At 71.5% G+C, this 14,452-nt stretch carries 13 protein-coding genes and 1 pseudogene; 7 read left to right on the forward strand and 7 right to left on the reverse strand.

Going from position 1 to position 14,452, the window contains the following annotated elements:
* Positions 1–144 precede the first annotated feature (144 nt).
* Positions 145–495: a hypothetical protein gene (locus tag ABT254_RS08660; RefSeq protein WP_351465627.1), complete on the reverse strand. Its 351-nt coding sequence runs from the start codon at positions 493–495 to the stop codon at positions 145–147.
* Positions 496–556: 61 nt separating this feature from the next.
* Positions 557–1,339 (reverse strand): DUF8842 C-terminal domain-containing protein, encoded by a 783-nt coding sequence (locus ABT254_RS08665; protein WP_351465630.1) that lies wholly within the window; start codon positions 1,337–1,339, stop codon positions 557–559.
* 511 nt (positions 1,340–1,850) lie between these two features.
* Between ABT254_RS08665 and ABT254_RS08670 the strand changes: the two genes are divergently transcribed.
* Both ABT254_RS08670 and ABT254_RS08675 read left to right on the forward strand, forming a co-directional pair.
* A complete protein-coding gene (locus tag ABT254_RS08670; protein WP_351465633.1) occupies positions 1,851–2,507 on the forward strand; it encodes a transglycosylase family protein in 657 nt (218 codons plus the stop codon).
* Between the two features lie 119 nt (positions 2,508–2,626).
* Positions 2,627–3,262: a transglycosylase family protein gene (locus ABT254_RS08675; protein ID WP_351466880.1), complete on the forward strand. Its 636-nt coding sequence runs from the start codon at positions 2,627–2,629 to the stop codon at positions 3,260–3,262.
* Here the strand turns inward: ABT254_RS08675 and ABT254_RS08680 are convergent.
* From ABT254_RS08680 to ABT254_RS08690, 3 genes are read right to left on the reverse strand one after another with little or no spacing between them, the layout of a single operon-like run.
* The gene (locus ABT254_RS08680) at positions 3,156–3,872 is read right to left on the reverse strand and encodes an ATP-binding cassette domain-containing protein (RefSeq protein WP_351465636.1); all 717 of its coding nucleotides are present in this window, start codon (positions 3,870–3,872) and stop codon (positions 3,156–3,158) included. The genes ABT254_RS08675 and ABT254_RS08680 overlap by 107 nt on opposite strands.
* Positions 3,869–6,604 carry an ABC transporter permease subunit gene (locus ABT254_RS08685; RefSeq protein ID WP_351465639.1) on the reverse strand — a complete coding sequence of 912 codons (2,736 nt, stop codon included), beginning with the start codon at positions 6,602–6,604 and terminating at the stop codon, positions 3,869–3,871. Before ABT254_RS08685 ends, ABT254_RS08680 begins: the two co-directional genes overlap by 4 nt.
* Positions 6,605–6,613: 9 nt before the next feature.
* The gene (locus ABT254_RS08690; RefSeq protein ID WP_351465642.1) at positions 6,614–7,090 is read right to left on the reverse strand and encodes a hypothetical protein; all 477 of its coding nucleotides are present in this window, start codon (positions 7,088–7,090) and stop codon (positions 6,614–6,616) included.
* A gap of 135 nt (positions 7,091–7,225) precedes the next feature.
* Between ABT254_RS08690 and ABT254_RS08695 the strand changes: the two genes are divergently transcribed.
* From ABT254_RS08695 to ABT254_RS08710, 4 genes are all read left to right on the forward strand, one after another.
* Entirely contained in the window at positions 7,226–7,801 is a 576-nt protein-coding gene (locus ABT254_RS08695; protein WP_351465644.1) for an MTB12 C-terminal domain-containing protein, read from the forward strand.
* The gene (locus tag ABT254_RS08700) at positions 7,770–9,068 is read left to right on the forward strand and encodes an ABC transporter substrate-binding protein (protein WP_351465647.1); all 1,299 of its coding nucleotides are present in this window, start codon (positions 7,770–7,772) and stop codon (positions 9,066–9,068) included. Before ABT254_RS08695 ends, ABT254_RS08700 begins: the two co-directional genes overlap by 32 nt.
* Positions 9,069–9,178: 110 nt before the next feature.
* On the forward strand, positions 9,179–9,988 hold the full coding sequence (locus tag ABT254_RS08705; protein ID WP_351465650.1) for a hypothetical protein: 810 nt from the start codon (positions 9,179–9,181) through the stop codon (positions 9,986–9,988).
* Between the two features lie 38 nt (positions 9,989–10,026).
* Positions 10,027–11,070: a helix-turn-helix transcriptional regulator gene (locus tag ABT254_RS08710; protein WP_351465652.1), complete on the forward strand. Its 1,044-nt coding sequence runs from the start codon at positions 10,027–10,029 to the stop codon at positions 11,068–11,070.
* Here the strand turns inward: ABT254_RS08710 and ctaD are convergent.
* Positions 11,069–12,637: pseudogene (ctaD, locus tag ABT254_RS08715) on the reverse strand (aa3-type cytochrome oxidase subunit I); the annotation flags it as partial. The gene ABT254_RS08710 and the pseudogene ctaD overlap by 2 nt on opposite strands.
* 461 nt (positions 12,638–13,098) lie before the next feature.
* Between ctaD and ABT254_RS08720 the strand changes: the two are divergent.
* Positions 13,099–13,314: an I78 family peptidase inhibitor gene (locus tag ABT254_RS08720; RefSeq protein WP_351465654.1), complete on the forward strand. Its 216-nt coding sequence runs from the start codon at positions 13,099–13,101 to the stop codon at positions 13,312–13,314.
* An 81-nt stretch (positions 13,315–13,395) separates the two neighbouring features.
* Here the strand turns inward: ABT254_RS08720 and ABT254_RS08725 are convergent, their stop codons facing one another.
* On the reverse strand, positions 13,396–14,418 hold the full coding sequence (locus ABT254_RS08725; protein ID WP_351465657.1) for a phosphatase PAP2 family protein: 1,023 nt from the start codon (positions 14,416–14,418) through the stop codon (positions 13,396–13,398).
* Between the last annotated feature and the right edge of the window lie 34 nt (positions 14,419–14,452).

Genomic DNA, 14,452 nt, shown 5'->3' on the forward strand with positions numbered 1-14,452 from the left:
ACCACCACAACAACACTAACACCAACCACCCCTATTTCCCGATGGGGGTGCGCTACACCCCGGCCACAAAAATTATTTACCCCCCCGGGGGGGGGGGGGGCCCCCCGCCCGCCCCCCCCCCTCCCCCATGTGCCGGTGAACGTCTCAGCGGACGCCGCGCGTGCCGGGTGGCAGTGCGGCCGGCACGCGCTGCCACTGCGTCTGCTGCCGGGCGCTGTAGGCCCCGGCGCTGTAGGCGCTGTACGAGCTGCTGAACGACCCCGGCCGATGACCTCCGTGCGGGTCCGAACTGGTCGGAATGTTCCCGAAGGCGACGAACCCCAGGTTCTCCTCGCCGCTGCGGTCACCCGGCAGCGTACGGAAGGACTTGACGTACTCGGACCAGAGCGCGTCGTAGATGGGCGTGGCCGAGTGGCTGCCCGAAATGTCCTGGGCCGAGCGGGCGGAGGGAATCGGCTGGAAGGACTGGCGGCGGGGGATGTCGTATGCGTGCACGTATGTCCAAACGACCCCGAACTTCAAGGGATGCGGTTGATATCCGCCTCTTTGGGTGATCTCATGTGCCCGCGAGCGGCATGGCGACGCCGACCAGCTTCCCGTTGGCCGCCGCCTTGTCCAGTGCGTCCCTCAGCAGGTCCTCCCGGGGCTGACGCCCGATGGACCCGACCGGCGCGGCGAACATGAGCACCTGCTGGTGCTTGTTGGCGGCGGCCCGCCAGCCGTCGGTCACCTGCAGCGGCTGGTGGGCCTGCCACCACGCCACCGGCTGTCCGCCGTTCGCGCCGGGCTGCAGCACGGCGTGCAGCTGGCCCATGGCGAGCAGCACCGACCAGCCGTGCAGCACCGGCGGCACCTCGGACAGCTCCATGAGCGGCATGAAGCCCTGCTCGATCAGCAGCGGCAGGAAGTCGTCACCGAGGCCGGTCGTGCCCGGCCGCACGATGGGCCCGGTCGGCTCGACGACCAGCGCCGGGTGCAACTCCCCGGCGATGAGGACGAGTCCGCTGGTCACGCCGAGCACGGCCTGCTCGGGGACGACCTGGTCGGGGTCCAGGTCCACGGTGTCCCCGGAGATGGACCGCACGGCCCCCTGGAGCTGCTCCTCGGTGACCTGGACGACCTGCGAGGGCAGGCAGGTGGCGTGGGCGAAGGCGAGGACGGCGGTCTCCTCGCCGACGAACAGGACGGTGCTGGTGCGCTCCTGTTCGGAGTCGCCCGGGGTGCGGCAGGAGGTGCAGTCGTAACTGCCGGGGGCGTTCTCTCCGGCGAGCAGCCGGTCGGCTTCTTCGTCGCCGATCTCGGCTCGTACCTCGTCGCTGACGTCGAGCATGCGCGGCACGGGTGGCTCCCCTCGGGAAGTGTGAACCGGGCGGGTCCCGGGCTCATGAAGAAGACAACGGGCGATCTGTGGCGGGAGTCACGCTTCAGGGCGAACGGAGTCGAACCATCCACCGCGCAGGGTCACCGCAGGTGCGGAATCGGACACTCATTGTCAATTCCTTGGAAATCCAAGGAAGTTGGTTGCGTGAAGTGAGTCACAGATCGTCACGACCCATGGTTGACAAATCAGGAAATCAGCGGATTAAGTGGGTGGCCGAAACATGCTGATACCAGCGGTAACGGCGAACTGGCCTGGAATGACAAGCAGTTGGTTGCTGACGCCTCGACAGGCTCCTTAGATTCCTCCGCCGTGTGCAACGAGCACCGCTCGGGAACGTCCGCCGACCGCACCAGCCAGCAGTACCAGCAGAACGCGATCACCGGCGGACGGGGCGGAGCGCGGCGACCGGCCCATGTGCCGTGAGCGCGCCCCGCCTTGGGGGAGCCCGGGTGTTTCGAGAGGGAATTACATGTCCGAGTGTGCCGATACCACCCGTGACAACGTCCGCAGGAACCGTACGACGGCGCTCCTCGCCGGGGCTGCACTGCTCGCCCCGCTCGGGCTGCTGGCCGCGACCGGCAACGCCGCGGCGGCGGACGGCGGGGTGTGGGACCGCATCGCCCAGTGCGAGAGCGGCGGCAACTGGCACATCAACACCGGCAACGGCTACTACGGCGGGCTGCAGTTCTCCGCCGGCACCTGGCGCGCGTACGGCGGCACGGCCTATGCGCCGACGGCCGCCGGGGCCTCCAGGGAACAGCAGATCGCAGTGGCCACCAAGGTCCAGCACGCCCAGGGTTGGGGTGCCTGGCCGGTCTGTTCGGCACGGGCCGGAGCGTACGGCAGCGCACCCGCGGCCTCCTCCGGATCCGCCACCACCAAGTCCTCATCGGCCGCCAAGCCGAAATCCGTGGCCAAGTCGAAGCCGTCGAAGGCGCCGGCACGTTCGGCCGGTCACACGGGGCGCAGTGCCTCCCGCGGCGACTACACCGTCCGCGAGGGCGACACCCTGAGCAAGATCGCCGCCCGGCACGGGACCACCTGGCAGCGGCTGTACGCCGCCAACAAGGCCGTCATCGGCGGTGACCCCGACCTGATCGTGCCCGGGCAGCAGCTCGACCTCTGAGCCGCTCCCCTCACCGAAGGGCCTCGTCCGGTCGTCCGACCGGGTGGGGCCCTTCGGCCCCTCGGACGCGCCGGAGCGCTCGCGGGGCGCCCACTGCTTACCGTGGCCCGATGTTCCGCATGCACCGTACGCAGTTCGCACTAGCGCTGGCCGCCGCCCTGTTCGGCGCCCTCGTCCCCGTCACGGCGCAGGCGGCACCACCGCCACCGCTGCCGGGAACGCTTCCGGTGCGCTTTTCCTACGCCTGTGCCAAGGACCACTGGCCCTGGGGCTGCATCGCGGACTGTGAGAGCGGCGGACGGTGGGACATCAACACCGGGAACGGCTTCTACGGCGGGCTGCAGTTCCGGCAGTCCACCTGGAAGTACTTCGGCGGGCTGAAGTACGCCCCGCGCGCGGATCTCGCCAGCCGTGAGGAGCAGATCGCCGTGGCCGAGAAGGTGCTGGCCGCCCAGGGGTGGGAGACCTGGCCGGCCTGCTCCCAGCGCTACCGTCTCCAGGGGCGCGTGCACGCCGTCCACGCCGGCGAGACGCTGGTGTCGATCGCGGACAGGTACGGCGTCGACGGCGGCTGGCTGTCGCTGTACCGGGCCAACAGGGACATGGTCGGCGAGCATCCGACCCGGCTGAACGTCGGTACGCAGCTGCTCATCCCGCGGGGCTCGGCCCGCGCCCAGGAGCCGTACCAGGACTTCGAGGCGGCCGGCCCGCCCCTGACCGAGGACGACGCTCCCGTTCGCCCGCCTCTCCGCTGAACACGACGGTGCCGCGGCGCAGTTCGTACACGATGACCCCCGTCCGGTCGCGGAGGCCGGGCGGCAGCCGCTGCTCGGCGATGACGACGCAGGCGTCGAGGGCGCCCAGCAGCTCGTAGGTGCGGGCCGCGACCGCGGGCGACATGCCCTGCGCGGGCTCGTCGACGAGCACCACACGTGCGCGTGCCAGCAGGGCGCGGGAGAGGGCGAGCATGCGCTGCTCGCCGCCGGAGAGGGTGCCGGCGCGGCGCGCGAGCAGGGGCTCCAGCTGCGGATAGGCCTCCAGGGCGAAACCGTGGTCGTCGGCCGCCAGTTCGAGGTTCTCCTGCACGGTGAGGGAGCCGAACACGGCCTGCCGCTCGGGAACCAGACACAGGCCCCGCCGGGCCCGCTCGTACGCCGGGGTCCGGCTGACGTCCACGCCGTCCCACACCACCGCGCCACCGGACAGCGGTACGACACCGGCCAGCGCGCGCAGCGCGGTCGTACGGCCGGAGCCGTTGCGGCCGAGCAGGACGGTGAGGCCGGGGCCGGGGGCGGCGAGGGTGACGCCGTGCAGGGCCTCCAGGGGGCCGTAACGCACGCGCGCGTGCCGCAGGGAGATGGTCATGCGCCCGCCTCCCCGGTGCCGAGGGTGTGGAGTACGTGTCCCGGTGGGCCGGAGGCGACGATACGGCCCGCCGTCATGACGTGGACGACGTCAGCGAGGTCGGCGACCAGGTCGAGGTCGTGCTCCACCACGAGGAGGGCGGTGCCGTCGGCCGCCAGGGCCTTCAGCACCCGTGCCAGGGCGGCGACCTCGGTGCTGTCGAGGCCGGCCGCGGGCTCGTCGAGCAGCAGCACGCGGGGGCCGCCCGCCAGGGCCCTGGCCAGCTCTACGCGGCGCAGTGTGCCGGTGGGGAGGTTCGCGGCGGGCCGGGTTCGTACGGGGCCGTCGAGGCCGAGCAGCCGCAACGCCCGGTCGACGGCTGCCGGATCGTGCAGCCGGCCCTGTTCGGCGCCCACGCGGACGTTTTCGGCCACCGTCAAGGACGGGAAGACGGAGAGTTGTTGGAAGGTGCGGGCGATTCCCAGGCGGGTGCGGGTGTGGGCGGCGAGCCGCGTGATGTCCCTTGGGCCCAGGCGGACTTGGCCGTGGGTGGGGTGCAGGGTGCCTGCCAGGCAGTGGAAGAGGGTGCTCTTGCCTGCCCCGTTGGGGCCGACGATGGCGGTGATCTGTCCCGGCGGGACGGCGAGGTCTACTCCGTCGAGGGCCTGGAAGCCGTCGTAGCGGGCGTGGAGTTCGTGGGCTTGGAGGGTCGGTGCGGGTGCGTGTGCGGGTGTGTGGGGGTGCACCCGGCCTTCGGCCGGGTGTGGGTTCCCACCCGCACCACTCGTGCGGCTTTCGTTGTCGGGTGCGGGTGGCCCCTGTGGGGGCTGGGCGCTGTCGGCGGCTGCGGGGTGTTTTCGTGAGGGACCAGTGCCAGGCTGCTGGTCAGGTCGTCGTTCCGTGGGGCGCAGCCGTGCTCGTACGCGCATCCCCAAGGGCGTCAGCCGTGCCCTCCGTCGCAGCCGCAGGCCCGCCGCCGCTGCCCGCAGCGCCTCGTACGGGCCGCCCGGGAAGCGGCCGACCAGCACCGCCAGTACGCCGATCAGGGCCGCCGCCATCCCGCCGCGGGCGCCCGCGTCCAGGCCCACCAGGAGGGCGGCCGCGGCCAGGGCGCCCAGGGTGCTGTCGGCGCCCAGCACCACGACGGCGGCGAACCAGAGCAGGCTGCGTACCGGGTCGTAGGCGCCCGGGTCGAAGGCCCGCAGGCCCATGCCGAGCATGCCGCCGCCGAGCGCGGCCAGGGCGGCGCCCGAGACGAAGGCCAGGAGCTTGAGCGAGGGGACCCGGACGCCGGCTGCCGAGGCGCCCGACTCGTGGTCGCGCATGGCGGCCAGGGCCCGGCCCGTGCGGCCTCGGCGCAGCGCCCGCGTGGCCAGCAACGCGGCTGCCAGCAGGGCCAGTTCGAGGACGTAGTAGGCGCGGTCGCCGTCGAAGCCCGGGGGGCGGTCCAGCCAGAGGCCGGACGTGGCGTACGGCTGCGCGAAGACGAAGCGGCTCACGCCGACGCCCACCGCGAACGTCGCCAGTGCGAGGGCGAGGCCCTGGCGGCCGATCGCCGGCCAGCCCGTCAGGAGGCCCAGGGGAGCGACCAGGACCACCGCCACCGCCAGGGCGGCCAGCTCGGGCAGGCGCGGCAGCCCCGGGAAACGGCCCGCTGCGAGGAGGGCCGTGAACAAGGCTCCCAGGCCCGCGTAAGCGGCCTGTCCCAGGGAGATCTGGCCGCCCCGGCCGGTGACCACCACCAGGGACAGCAGGACCACGCCCAGCGCCGGCACCTGGACCGAGGTGTGCAGGTCCGAACCGGCGAACCCCAGGGGGAGCAGGAACAGGACGGCGGCGACTATCCCTGCGCCCGGCGGTGTCGGCACGCGCGCGGTGGCCGTGCGGGGCAGCGCGTCACGGGTGCCGATCCGCGGCAGCACCAGGGCCGCGATCAGCAGGGCCACCACGAACAGGTTCGCGCCCACCGCCTGCAGCAGAGGCTCGCCCCAGCCGCCGGGATGCAGCCGCGTCAGCTGGCTCTGCGCGATCCCGATGCCCAGCGCCACGACGACGGCCACCGGCAGGTGCCGCATCCGCGCCGCCACCGCGACCGCCACCACCTCCATCACGAGCAGCGGCAGACCGTACGGGTCCAGCCGTACGTACGGCGCCAGGAGCGCCCCCGTCAGGCCGGCCGTGAACGCACCGAACGCCCAGCCCGCGGCCGCCACCCGGTCCGCGTCGATCCCGCCGAGCACCGCGAGCTGCCGGTCGTCGACCACGGCGCGCAGCTCCCGCCCGAACCGCGTCCAGCGGATCACGGACCCGACCCCCACCGCCAGCACGAGCACCACGGCCAACTGGCCCCAGGGGTCCTCCGACACCAGCTCCGGAGCGTCGTCCCGCGCACCCTGCCCCCACACCAGCGCCGCCCCGCCGACCAGCAGGACGAAGACCCCGATGGATGCCACGAGTGTCTGCGCCGGGTCGCTGCCCAGGACGGCGAGCGGCCGGAAGACGAACCGTTCCAGGACCACGCCGATCGCCGGGGCCAGGACGACGAGCGTCACCGTGGCCCCCAGCCACAGTGGCCACCCCCACTCGACCACGCACTGCCGCAGCGCATAAGCGCACACCATCGCGATCGCGCCGTGCGCGAAGTTCAGCACGCCGGTCGCGCGGTACGTCACGATCAGGCCGATCCCGGTGAGCGCGGCCGCGCTGCCGACGGAGAGGCCGGCGAGCGTGAGGTCGTACGTCAGGGAGGACATCGGGAGGCTTCAGCCGGTCTCGTCGGCGGGTTCGCAGATCGGGCACGGGCCCAGCTCGCCGCTCTGCAGCAGTTTCGCGTCGACCGGCACCGCCTCCACCTTCCCGGAGACCAGCGGGCAGTCCGCCCGGTGCCACAGCGTGCCGCCCGGCACCATCAGCAGGTCACCGCTGACCGCCAGGGGCAGGGCGGCCGCCTGCCGGGACTCGTCGGCGTCGGCGGACTCGGCGGCGACCAGCAGGCCGTACAGCTCCTCCACGCGTGCGGCGGCGAGCGCGCCCCGGCCGTGGGTGAGCAGCACCGACCCGGCGATGATCAGCGCGGCGCCGGGGACCGTGCAGGAGGCCAGATAGGGCAGCTGACGCTCGGCGTAACGCTCACCGGAGATGCCGTACCAGCCGAGGACGCACAGCACCGCACCCGCGGCGAGCGCGGCCCAGCCGGCCCACAGGACGGGGTGCACGGTCCGCAGTCGGGCTGTCCGCATAACTGGCTCCCACACGTCGCGTTTCTGTGCATGTGCCTGTCCATGTCAGCCAATGGCTTGCACTATGCCTCCTGGAAGCTGACCCTGAAAGCACCGGGCGCACCTTGCCCGGACCGACACCCGGTGGTGAGCCAGATGGTTCTCGGGAGCGACCTCAGGCGGGGGAACGCGGGCAGGGGGCGCGGCCCAAGGGCGGCGGGACGGGGCACGGCGTTCGCGGCCGCCCTTGTTCTCATCCTCGCCCCGGTCCTCGCGGCGTGCAGTGACGACAACGGCGGCGGCAGCTCGAGCACACCCCCCACTCCGTCCGTGGAGAAGACGACGAGCGCGCCGGCCACCGCGCCCGCTGACCCGGCGGCGGCCACGAAGGAGATCAAGCAGAACTGGGAGAAGTTCTTCGACCCGAAGACGCCCGTCAAGGACAAGCTGGCCGTCCTGGAGAACGGCGACAGGATGGTGCTGGTCCTGAAGGCCTTCGGCGGTGACCAGCGTGGCGGGCAGGTGCAGGCCCAGGTGACGAAGGTCGACTTCACCTCGCCCACCAAGGCGACCGTGACGTACAACCTGACCCTCAAGGGCGCCACCGCCCTGCCGAACGCCTCCGGGACGGCCGTCGAGCAGAACGGCACCTGGAAGGTCTCCGTGAACACCCTCTGTGCACTGGTCGGCATGAGCGGCAATGCCTCGGCGTCGGCTCTCCCCGGCTGCTGAGTGCGCTGCCGCGGCGCTGCTGCTCCTGCTGGGCACGGCCTGCGGCAGCCGTCTGCCGGAGAGCGACTTCGAGCACGACGGGCGGACGAACGCGCCCGCGCCCAGCAGCGGCACACCCGTCCGCGTCGGCATCATCACCAGCGCCACCAGCCCGGTCGGCGGCAACACCTTCACCGGCCCGCGCGACGGCGCCAAGGCCTACTTCGACCGGCTCGACGCGCGCGGGGGCATCGACGGGCACCCCGTCGAGGTGCGGGAGTGCGACGACGGCGGCAGCGGCGTCGGCAACAACACCTGCGTGCACCGGCTGATCGAGGAGGACCAGGTGGTCGCCCTGGTCGCCACCACCGCCCTCGACTACGCGGGCGCCTCCCGCGTCTCCCACGCGCGCGTGCCCGACATCGGCGGCCAGCCCATCGGCGCCGCCTACGACACCTGGCCGCACCTCTACGGCATCTACGGCAGCCTCGCCCCGAGGAACGGCACCCCCGGCTGGGACGGGAAGCTCTACGGCGGCACGGAGGTCTACCGCTACTTCAAGCGCGAGAAGGGCGCCCGCACGGCCGCCGTCGTGTCCTACAACCAGGCCGCGTCCGCCGCCTACGCCCGTCTCGTCGAGCAGGGCCTGAAGGCCGAGGGCTACAAGGTGGTCACCGAACAGGTCGACTTCGCACTGCCCAACTTCCGTGCCGCCGCGGCCGACCTGAAGGAGCAGGGCGCCGACCTGGTCTTCGACGCGATCGACACCCATGGCAACGCCCAGCTGTGCAAGGCGATGGACGAGGTCGGCGCCAAGGTCACCGCGAAGGTCACCAACGTCCAGAACTGGACGTCCACCGTCCCCGACGACTACAAGGACTCCCCGCGCTGCCGCAACGCCCTCTGGGCCACCGGCTCCAGCCGCAACTACGAGGACACCGGTAACGCGGCCGTACGCGAGTTCCGGGACGCGACGAAGGGTCTGAAGACGCACTCCCAGTGGCAGTTGGAGGGCTGGGCGGCCGCCATGTGGTTCACGGACGCGGCGAAGTCCTGTGCACGGGCGGGCATCACGCGCGCGTGCGTCGACGCCTTCATGAACCGCAGTGAGCACTACACCGCGGGCGGGCTGCTGGTTCCCGTGTCCTTCGAGCGGCTGGCCGAGCCGCCGAAGGACCGCAGGACCTGTCTGTCGGTGGCTCGCTGGCAGGACGGCAGGGGCTGGGTGTCCCAGGGCGACATGAACAGCACCTGCTTCGACGTGCCGCAACTCCCCTACCGGCCGTAGCCGGCCGGCGGCCGTGATCCGGTGTCGGCCGCTGTCCGGGTAAAGGGCAACCAAAGTGCCTGTTCGTCGGTCTGACAGAGAAGCACAGGACGAGAAGGGATCCGTACCGCATGACGACGGTGGCTTCGCAGTCCACACCGCTGCGCGCCGACTGCATCGCCGACTCCGCGGGCGGCCTGACCTTCGACGTCCGCGCGGTCGGGGAGACGGCCACGGCCCTGCTCGTGCTGCGCCGCCGCGACAGCCACGACGAGGTGTACCTGCCGCTGACCCCCGCCGCGGACGGCCGGCTGCGCGCCGCGCTGCCCAGCATCGTCGCCCTCCCCGAGGGCCGCTGGGACGCCTACGCGCGCGTGGACGCCGGCGAGCCTCGCCGTCTGGCGCCCGGCGTCACCGATCTGCGCTCGCTCGCCGCCCGGACCCCCAGCGGCTCCCGCGGCCACGTCGCCGTCCGCATCCCGTATGCGACCCGGCAGGGCAACCTCACCGTCCGCAGCTGGCTGCGCGCCCCGCATGCCGAGGCGGGCGAACTGCGGGTCAAGCAGGGCGTGCTGACGGTGCCGGGGCGGGTGTACGGCATCGGGCTGGGCCCGGACGCCCATGCCGAGCTCCGCGGCCGGCACGCGCCCGTCCCGGTGCGGCGGACCGAACTCCTCGCCGACCGCACCGAGTTCCGCTTCAAGGTGGTCTACGGCGCCCTGGAGCCGGGCCTGTGGGACCTGTGGCTGCGGCCCGCCGGGAAGGCGGGACCGGCGGTGCGGGTCGCGCGGCTGCTCGACGACGTGGCCGACAAGAAGCCCGTGTTCACCTATCCACGCGTGCGCGTGGACGCGTCGTACGGCCCGGTGGAGGCCGCTCCCTACTACACACGGGACAACGACCTGTCCGTCTCCGTCACGGCGGTGCACACTCCTCTTTAGGACAGCGGCGGTCCGCAACGGCTGGCAGACTCGGACCCATGTTGGAGACCTCGGCACGACTGCTGCGTCTGCTCTCGCTCCTCCAGGCCCACCGCGAGTGGTCCGGCGCCGACCTCGCCGAGCGTCTCGGTGTCACCGCGCGCACCGTGCGCCGGGACGTGGACCGGCTGCGCGAGCTGGGCTATCCCGTCAACGCCAGTCCCGGTACCGGCGGTGGCTACCAGCTGGGCGCGGGCGCAGAGCTGCCGCCGCTGCTCCTGGACGACGACGAGGCGGTCGCCGTCGCCGTCGGGCTGCGCACGGCCGCCGGGCAGGGCATCGAGGGCATCGGCGAGACCTCCGTACGGGCCCTGGCCAAGCTGGAGCAGGTGCTGCCCAGCCGACTGCGTCGGCGGGTGGGTGCCCTGAACGCGTTCACGGTGCCGATGCTGCGCGGCCCGCAGCCCTCCGCCGTCGACCCGGCCGTCCTGACCGAACTGGCCAACTTGTGCCGGGACTCCGAACGCCTCCGCTTCGAGTACAGCGACCATGGTGGTGCTTCGAGCCGCCGGACCGTCGAACCCCACCGCCTGGTGTGCTCCGAGCGCCGCTGGTACCTGGTCGCCTGGGACCTCGACCGCGCGGACTGGCGTACGTTCCGTGCCGACCGCATCACCCCGAAGCCGCCGCACGGCCCGCGCTTCGCGCCGCGCACCCCGCCCGCCGAGGACCTCGCCGCGTACGTCTCGAAGGGCGTCTCGACGCGCGCGTACGCCTCCCATGCCGTAGTGCGGCTGCTCGTTCCCCTGGAGGAGGCCGCGGAGCGCATCTCGCCCTCGGCGGGGCAGCTGGAGGCGGACGGCCCCGACCGCTGCATCCTGCGCACCGGGGCCGCGAGCCTCGACGTCATGGTCATTCACGTGATGATGACCGGCTTCGACTTCGAGGTCCTGGAGCCCGCCGAGCTCACCGAGGCGATCAGGACGGCCCGGGACCGGCTTTCTCGCGCTCTTCTCCCAGAGGCTCCTCGGGCGTCGCCGCGAGCTCGGGATGGTGCAGGTCGAACGCCGGGGACTCGGAGCGGATCTTCGGCAGGATCGTGAAGTTGTGCCGGGGCGGCGGGCAGGAGGTCGCCCACTCCAGTGAGCGGCCGTAGCCCCAGGGGTCGTCGGTCTCGACCTTCTCTCCGTACTTGGCGGTCTTCCAGACGTTGTAGAGGAACGGCAGCGTCGACATGCCGAGCAGGAACGCGCCGATCGTGGAGATGGTGTTGAGAGCCGTGAAGCCGTCCGCCGCGAGATAGTCGGCGTACCGCCGGGGCATGCCCTCCGCGCCCAGCCAGTGCTGCACCAGGAACGTGGTGTGGAAGCCGACGAAGAGCGTCCAGAACTGGATCTTGCCCAGCCGCTCGTCGAGCATCTTCCCGGTGAACTTGGGCCACCAGAAATAGAACCCGCCGAAGATCGCGAAGACGACCGTGCCGAACACCACGTAGTGGAAGTGCGCCACCACGAAGTAGGTGTCCGAGACATGGAAGTCCAGCGGCGGCGAGGCCAGGATCACCCCGGTCAGACCGCCGAACAGGAACGTCACCAGGAAGCCGCACGCCCACAGCATCGGCGTCTCGAAGGACAGCGAGCCCTTGATCATCGTGCCGATCCAGTTGAAGAACTTCACGCCGGTCGGCACGGCGATCAGGAACGTCATGAACGAGAAGAACGGCAGCAGCACCGCACCCGTGACGAACATGTGGTGCGCCCACACCACCACCGACAGCCCGGTGATCGCCATCGTCGCGCCGACCAGCGTGAGATAGCCGAAGAGCGGCTTGCGGCTGAAGACCGGGAGGATCTCCGTGACGATGCCGAAGAACGGCAGCGCGATGATGTACACCTCGGGATGGCCGAAGAACCAGAACAGGTGCTGCCACAGCAGCGCACCGCCGTTGGCCGCGTCGAAGACCTGCGCGCCGAACCGCCGGTCCGCCTCCAGACACAGCAGCGCGGCCGCGAGCACCGGGAACGCCATCAGGATCAGGATCGACGTGAACAGCGTGTTCCAGGTGAAGATCGGCATCCGGAACATCGTCATGCCGGGGCAGCGCATCCCGATGATGGTGGTGATGAAGTTGACCGCGCCGAGGATCGTGCCGAAGCCCGCCAGCGCGAGCCCCATGATCCACAGGTCGGGCCCGACTCCGGGGGAGCGCACCGCGCTGTTGAGCGGCGCGTAGGCGAACCAGCCGAAGGCGGCGGGACCGCCGGGCACGAGCAGCGAGCCGAGCACGATCAGGCCGCCGAACAGGAAGAACCAGTACGACAGCATGTTCAGCCGCGGGAAGGCGACGTCGGGGGAGCCGATCTGCAGCGGCATCAGCTCGTTGGCGAAGCCCGCGAACATCGGCGTCGCGAAGAGCAGCAGCATGATCGTGCCGTGCATGGTGAACAGCTGGTTGAACTGGTTGTTGTCCATGATCTGCAGCCCCGGCCGGGCGAGTTCGGCGCGCATCAGCAGCGCCATCACCCCGCCGGTGAGGAAGAACAGGAACGAGGTGATCAGGTACAGATGCCCGATCTTCTTGTGGTCGGTGGTCGTCAGCCAGTCGACGATCACCCGCCCCTGACTGGTCCGCAGGGGTCGCGCCGCCGCCTGCACGGTCTGGGTCCCCATCGCTCGCTCGCCCCTTCGCTCGTCGCGCCCCGGGTCCGCCGAAGCCCGCGCCACCCCCGCCCGCGAGCTCACGTCATGATGCGCGCGCCGTCCCGTGCTCCGACAGGGGGCGTGCGGGGGTTATGTGCTGGAACCGTGTATTTCCTACGCGGTGTCAGCTCTCACGAACCCGCCCGGAATCGGACCGGAAAGGAGTCCGGGGTCAGTTCTCAGGGCACTTTCCGACGGGTTATTCGGAGTGCGGCCGCGACACGCGGGAATTACGTTCGATTGCCTGCGGAAGGCCTACGGAACCGGTGCGGAACCGCTCGTACGTGTGACGGCCCCGGCGCAGTGGTTGATGTCACGTGAGCCGAAACCCGTGTCGTGATCCTGTGACAGAAGTGTGACCGGAGGGGGATATGGGGCTTGTGGGACCGCCCTGCCTTCCCCGGCCGTGGGGCAGGGCCTAGCGTGGCGGCATGGCACCGATTCCCACTCCGCAGGCGGAGCCCCAGGACAGTCCGGACGCGTACGTCGGCCTCGAGGCGGCCGGCGCCGAGCGGCGCGCGCGGGAGCGCGGCTGGTCCACGGTGCGCTCGCTGCCGCCCGGGGCGATCATCACGATGGAGTACCGCACGGGCCGGCTGAACTTCGAGGTGGAGGACGGCCGGGTCGTGCGGGCCTGGAAGGGCTGACGGATGACGAAGGCCCCGGTTCCCGAACGGGAACCGGGGCCTTCGCTGTGCGGGGGTGGTTGTGCGTACCGGCCTCGCTCGTCAGCCGCCCGTGAGGGGGCGGGCCGTGGAGGCCGTCGCGCCGCGCGGGATGCGGTCAGAGTGCGGCGGGCGGCGGCTGCCGGCCGGAGTGACCGGGGTGCGCTCCGAGCGGGCCGTGTGCGGGCCCGGTGCCAGGTAGACGGGTGCCCGGGCCGAGCGGGGCCCTGAGGAGACCGTCTCGCGTGCGGCGGCCTCGTCCTGCGCGGTCGTATGCGGCTTGAGCAGCACCGGGGCGCCCACGGGAGCGGCCGGTGCGCCGGCACCCTTGCGGGCGCGCCAGCGGTCGCGCAGGTCGAAGAGGGCGACCTCGGCCTTGGCGATCCCCGGCTCGCACCACGGCAGGGCCAGCAGGATCAGCAGACCGGCGGCCCAGCCGAGGAGCACGTCGCTCAGCCAGTGCGTACCGAGGTAGACGGTGGCCAGGCCCACGCCCAGGGCGGTCAGCGCGGAGAGGGCGGACAGCCAGCGGCGGGCTCTGGGGGTGGAGGCGAGGTAGGCCAGGATGCCCCAGGTCACCACGGCGTTGGCGGTGTGGCCGCTGGGGAATATATCGCCGCCCAGGCCCATCTCGTTCGAGCCGATCGTGGTCGCGTAGTGCGGTCCGAGGCGGCCCATGCCCAGCTTGGCGGCGCCCACGGTGATGTTCAGCAGCAGCAGCGAGGCGCCCAGCGTCAGCAGCGGGCGCAGGGTGTGCTGGCGCCAGGAGCGCCAGCCGAGCCAGGCCGCGACCATCACCGCGGTCGGGCCGCGCTGGCCGAGCACGACGTAGTAGTCGACGAACCAGTGGATGCCCTGCCACTGCTGGTACGGCCGGAAGAACATGACCTGCCAGTCGAAGCGGACCAGCCACGACGTGGTCACGACGAGATACACGATCGCCAGGTAGAAGGCCAGGGTCCCGGTCAGCAACGCGACCCGGTGCCGGCTCATCCTCGGCACATCGATGTGGGCCGGTCGTTCCGGCTCCCTGTCCAGTCTGGCGAACACCCGGTCCAGACGGGTGAGGTTTCGTTCGGTACGCACCCAATCGACGTTACAGCGAGTGAGGTAAGTTCTC

Source organism: Streptomyces sp. NPDC001137, from assembly GCF_040298885.1.
GTDB lineage: Bacteria > Actinomycetota > Actinomycetes > Streptomycetales > Streptomycetaceae > Streptomyces.

Excerpts from the sequence above, each read along its gene's own strand:
- ABT254_RS08670 (WP_351465633.1), top strand. The coding sequence starts at position 1,851 with ATGTCCGAGTGTGCCGATACCACCCGTGACAACGTCCGCAGGAACCGT.
- ABT254_RS08675 (WP_351466880.1), top strand. The coding sequence starts at position 2,627 with ATGCACCGTACGCAGTTCGCACTAGCGCTGGCCGCCGCCCTGTTCGGC.
- ABT254_RS08680 (WP_351465636.1), bottom strand. The coding sequence starts at position 3,872 with ATGACCATCTCCCTGCGGCACGCGCGCGTGCGTTACGGCCCCCTGGAG.
- ABT254_RS08685 (WP_351465639.1), bottom strand. The coding sequence starts at position 6,604 with ATGTCCTCCCTGACGTACGACCTCACGCTCGCCGGCCTCTCCGTCGGC.
- ABT254_RS08690 (WP_351465642.1), bottom strand. The coding sequence starts at position 7,090 with ATGCGGACAGCCCGACTGCGGACCGTGCACCCCGTCCTGTGGGCCGGC.
- ABT254_RS08695 (WP_351465644.1), top strand. The coding sequence starts at position 7,226 with ATGGTTCTCGGGAGCGACCTCAGGCGGGGGAACGCGGGCAGGGGGCGC.
- ABT254_RS08700 (WP_351465647.1), top strand. The coding sequence starts at position 7,770 with ATGCCTCGGCGTCGGCTCTCCCCGGCTGCTGAGTGCGCTGCCGCGGCG.
- ABT254_RS08705 (WP_351465650.1), top strand. The coding sequence starts at position 9,179 with ATGACGACGGTGGCTTCGCAGTCCACACCGCTGCGCGCCGACTGCATC.
- ABT254_RS08710 (WP_351465652.1), top strand. The coding sequence starts at position 10,027 with ATGTTGGAGACCTCGGCACGACTGCTGCGTCTGCTCTCGCTCCTCCAG.
- ABT254_RS08720 (WP_351465654.1), top strand. The coding sequence starts at position 13,099 with ATGGCACCGATTCCCACTCCGCAGGCGGAGCCCCAGGACAGTCCGGAC.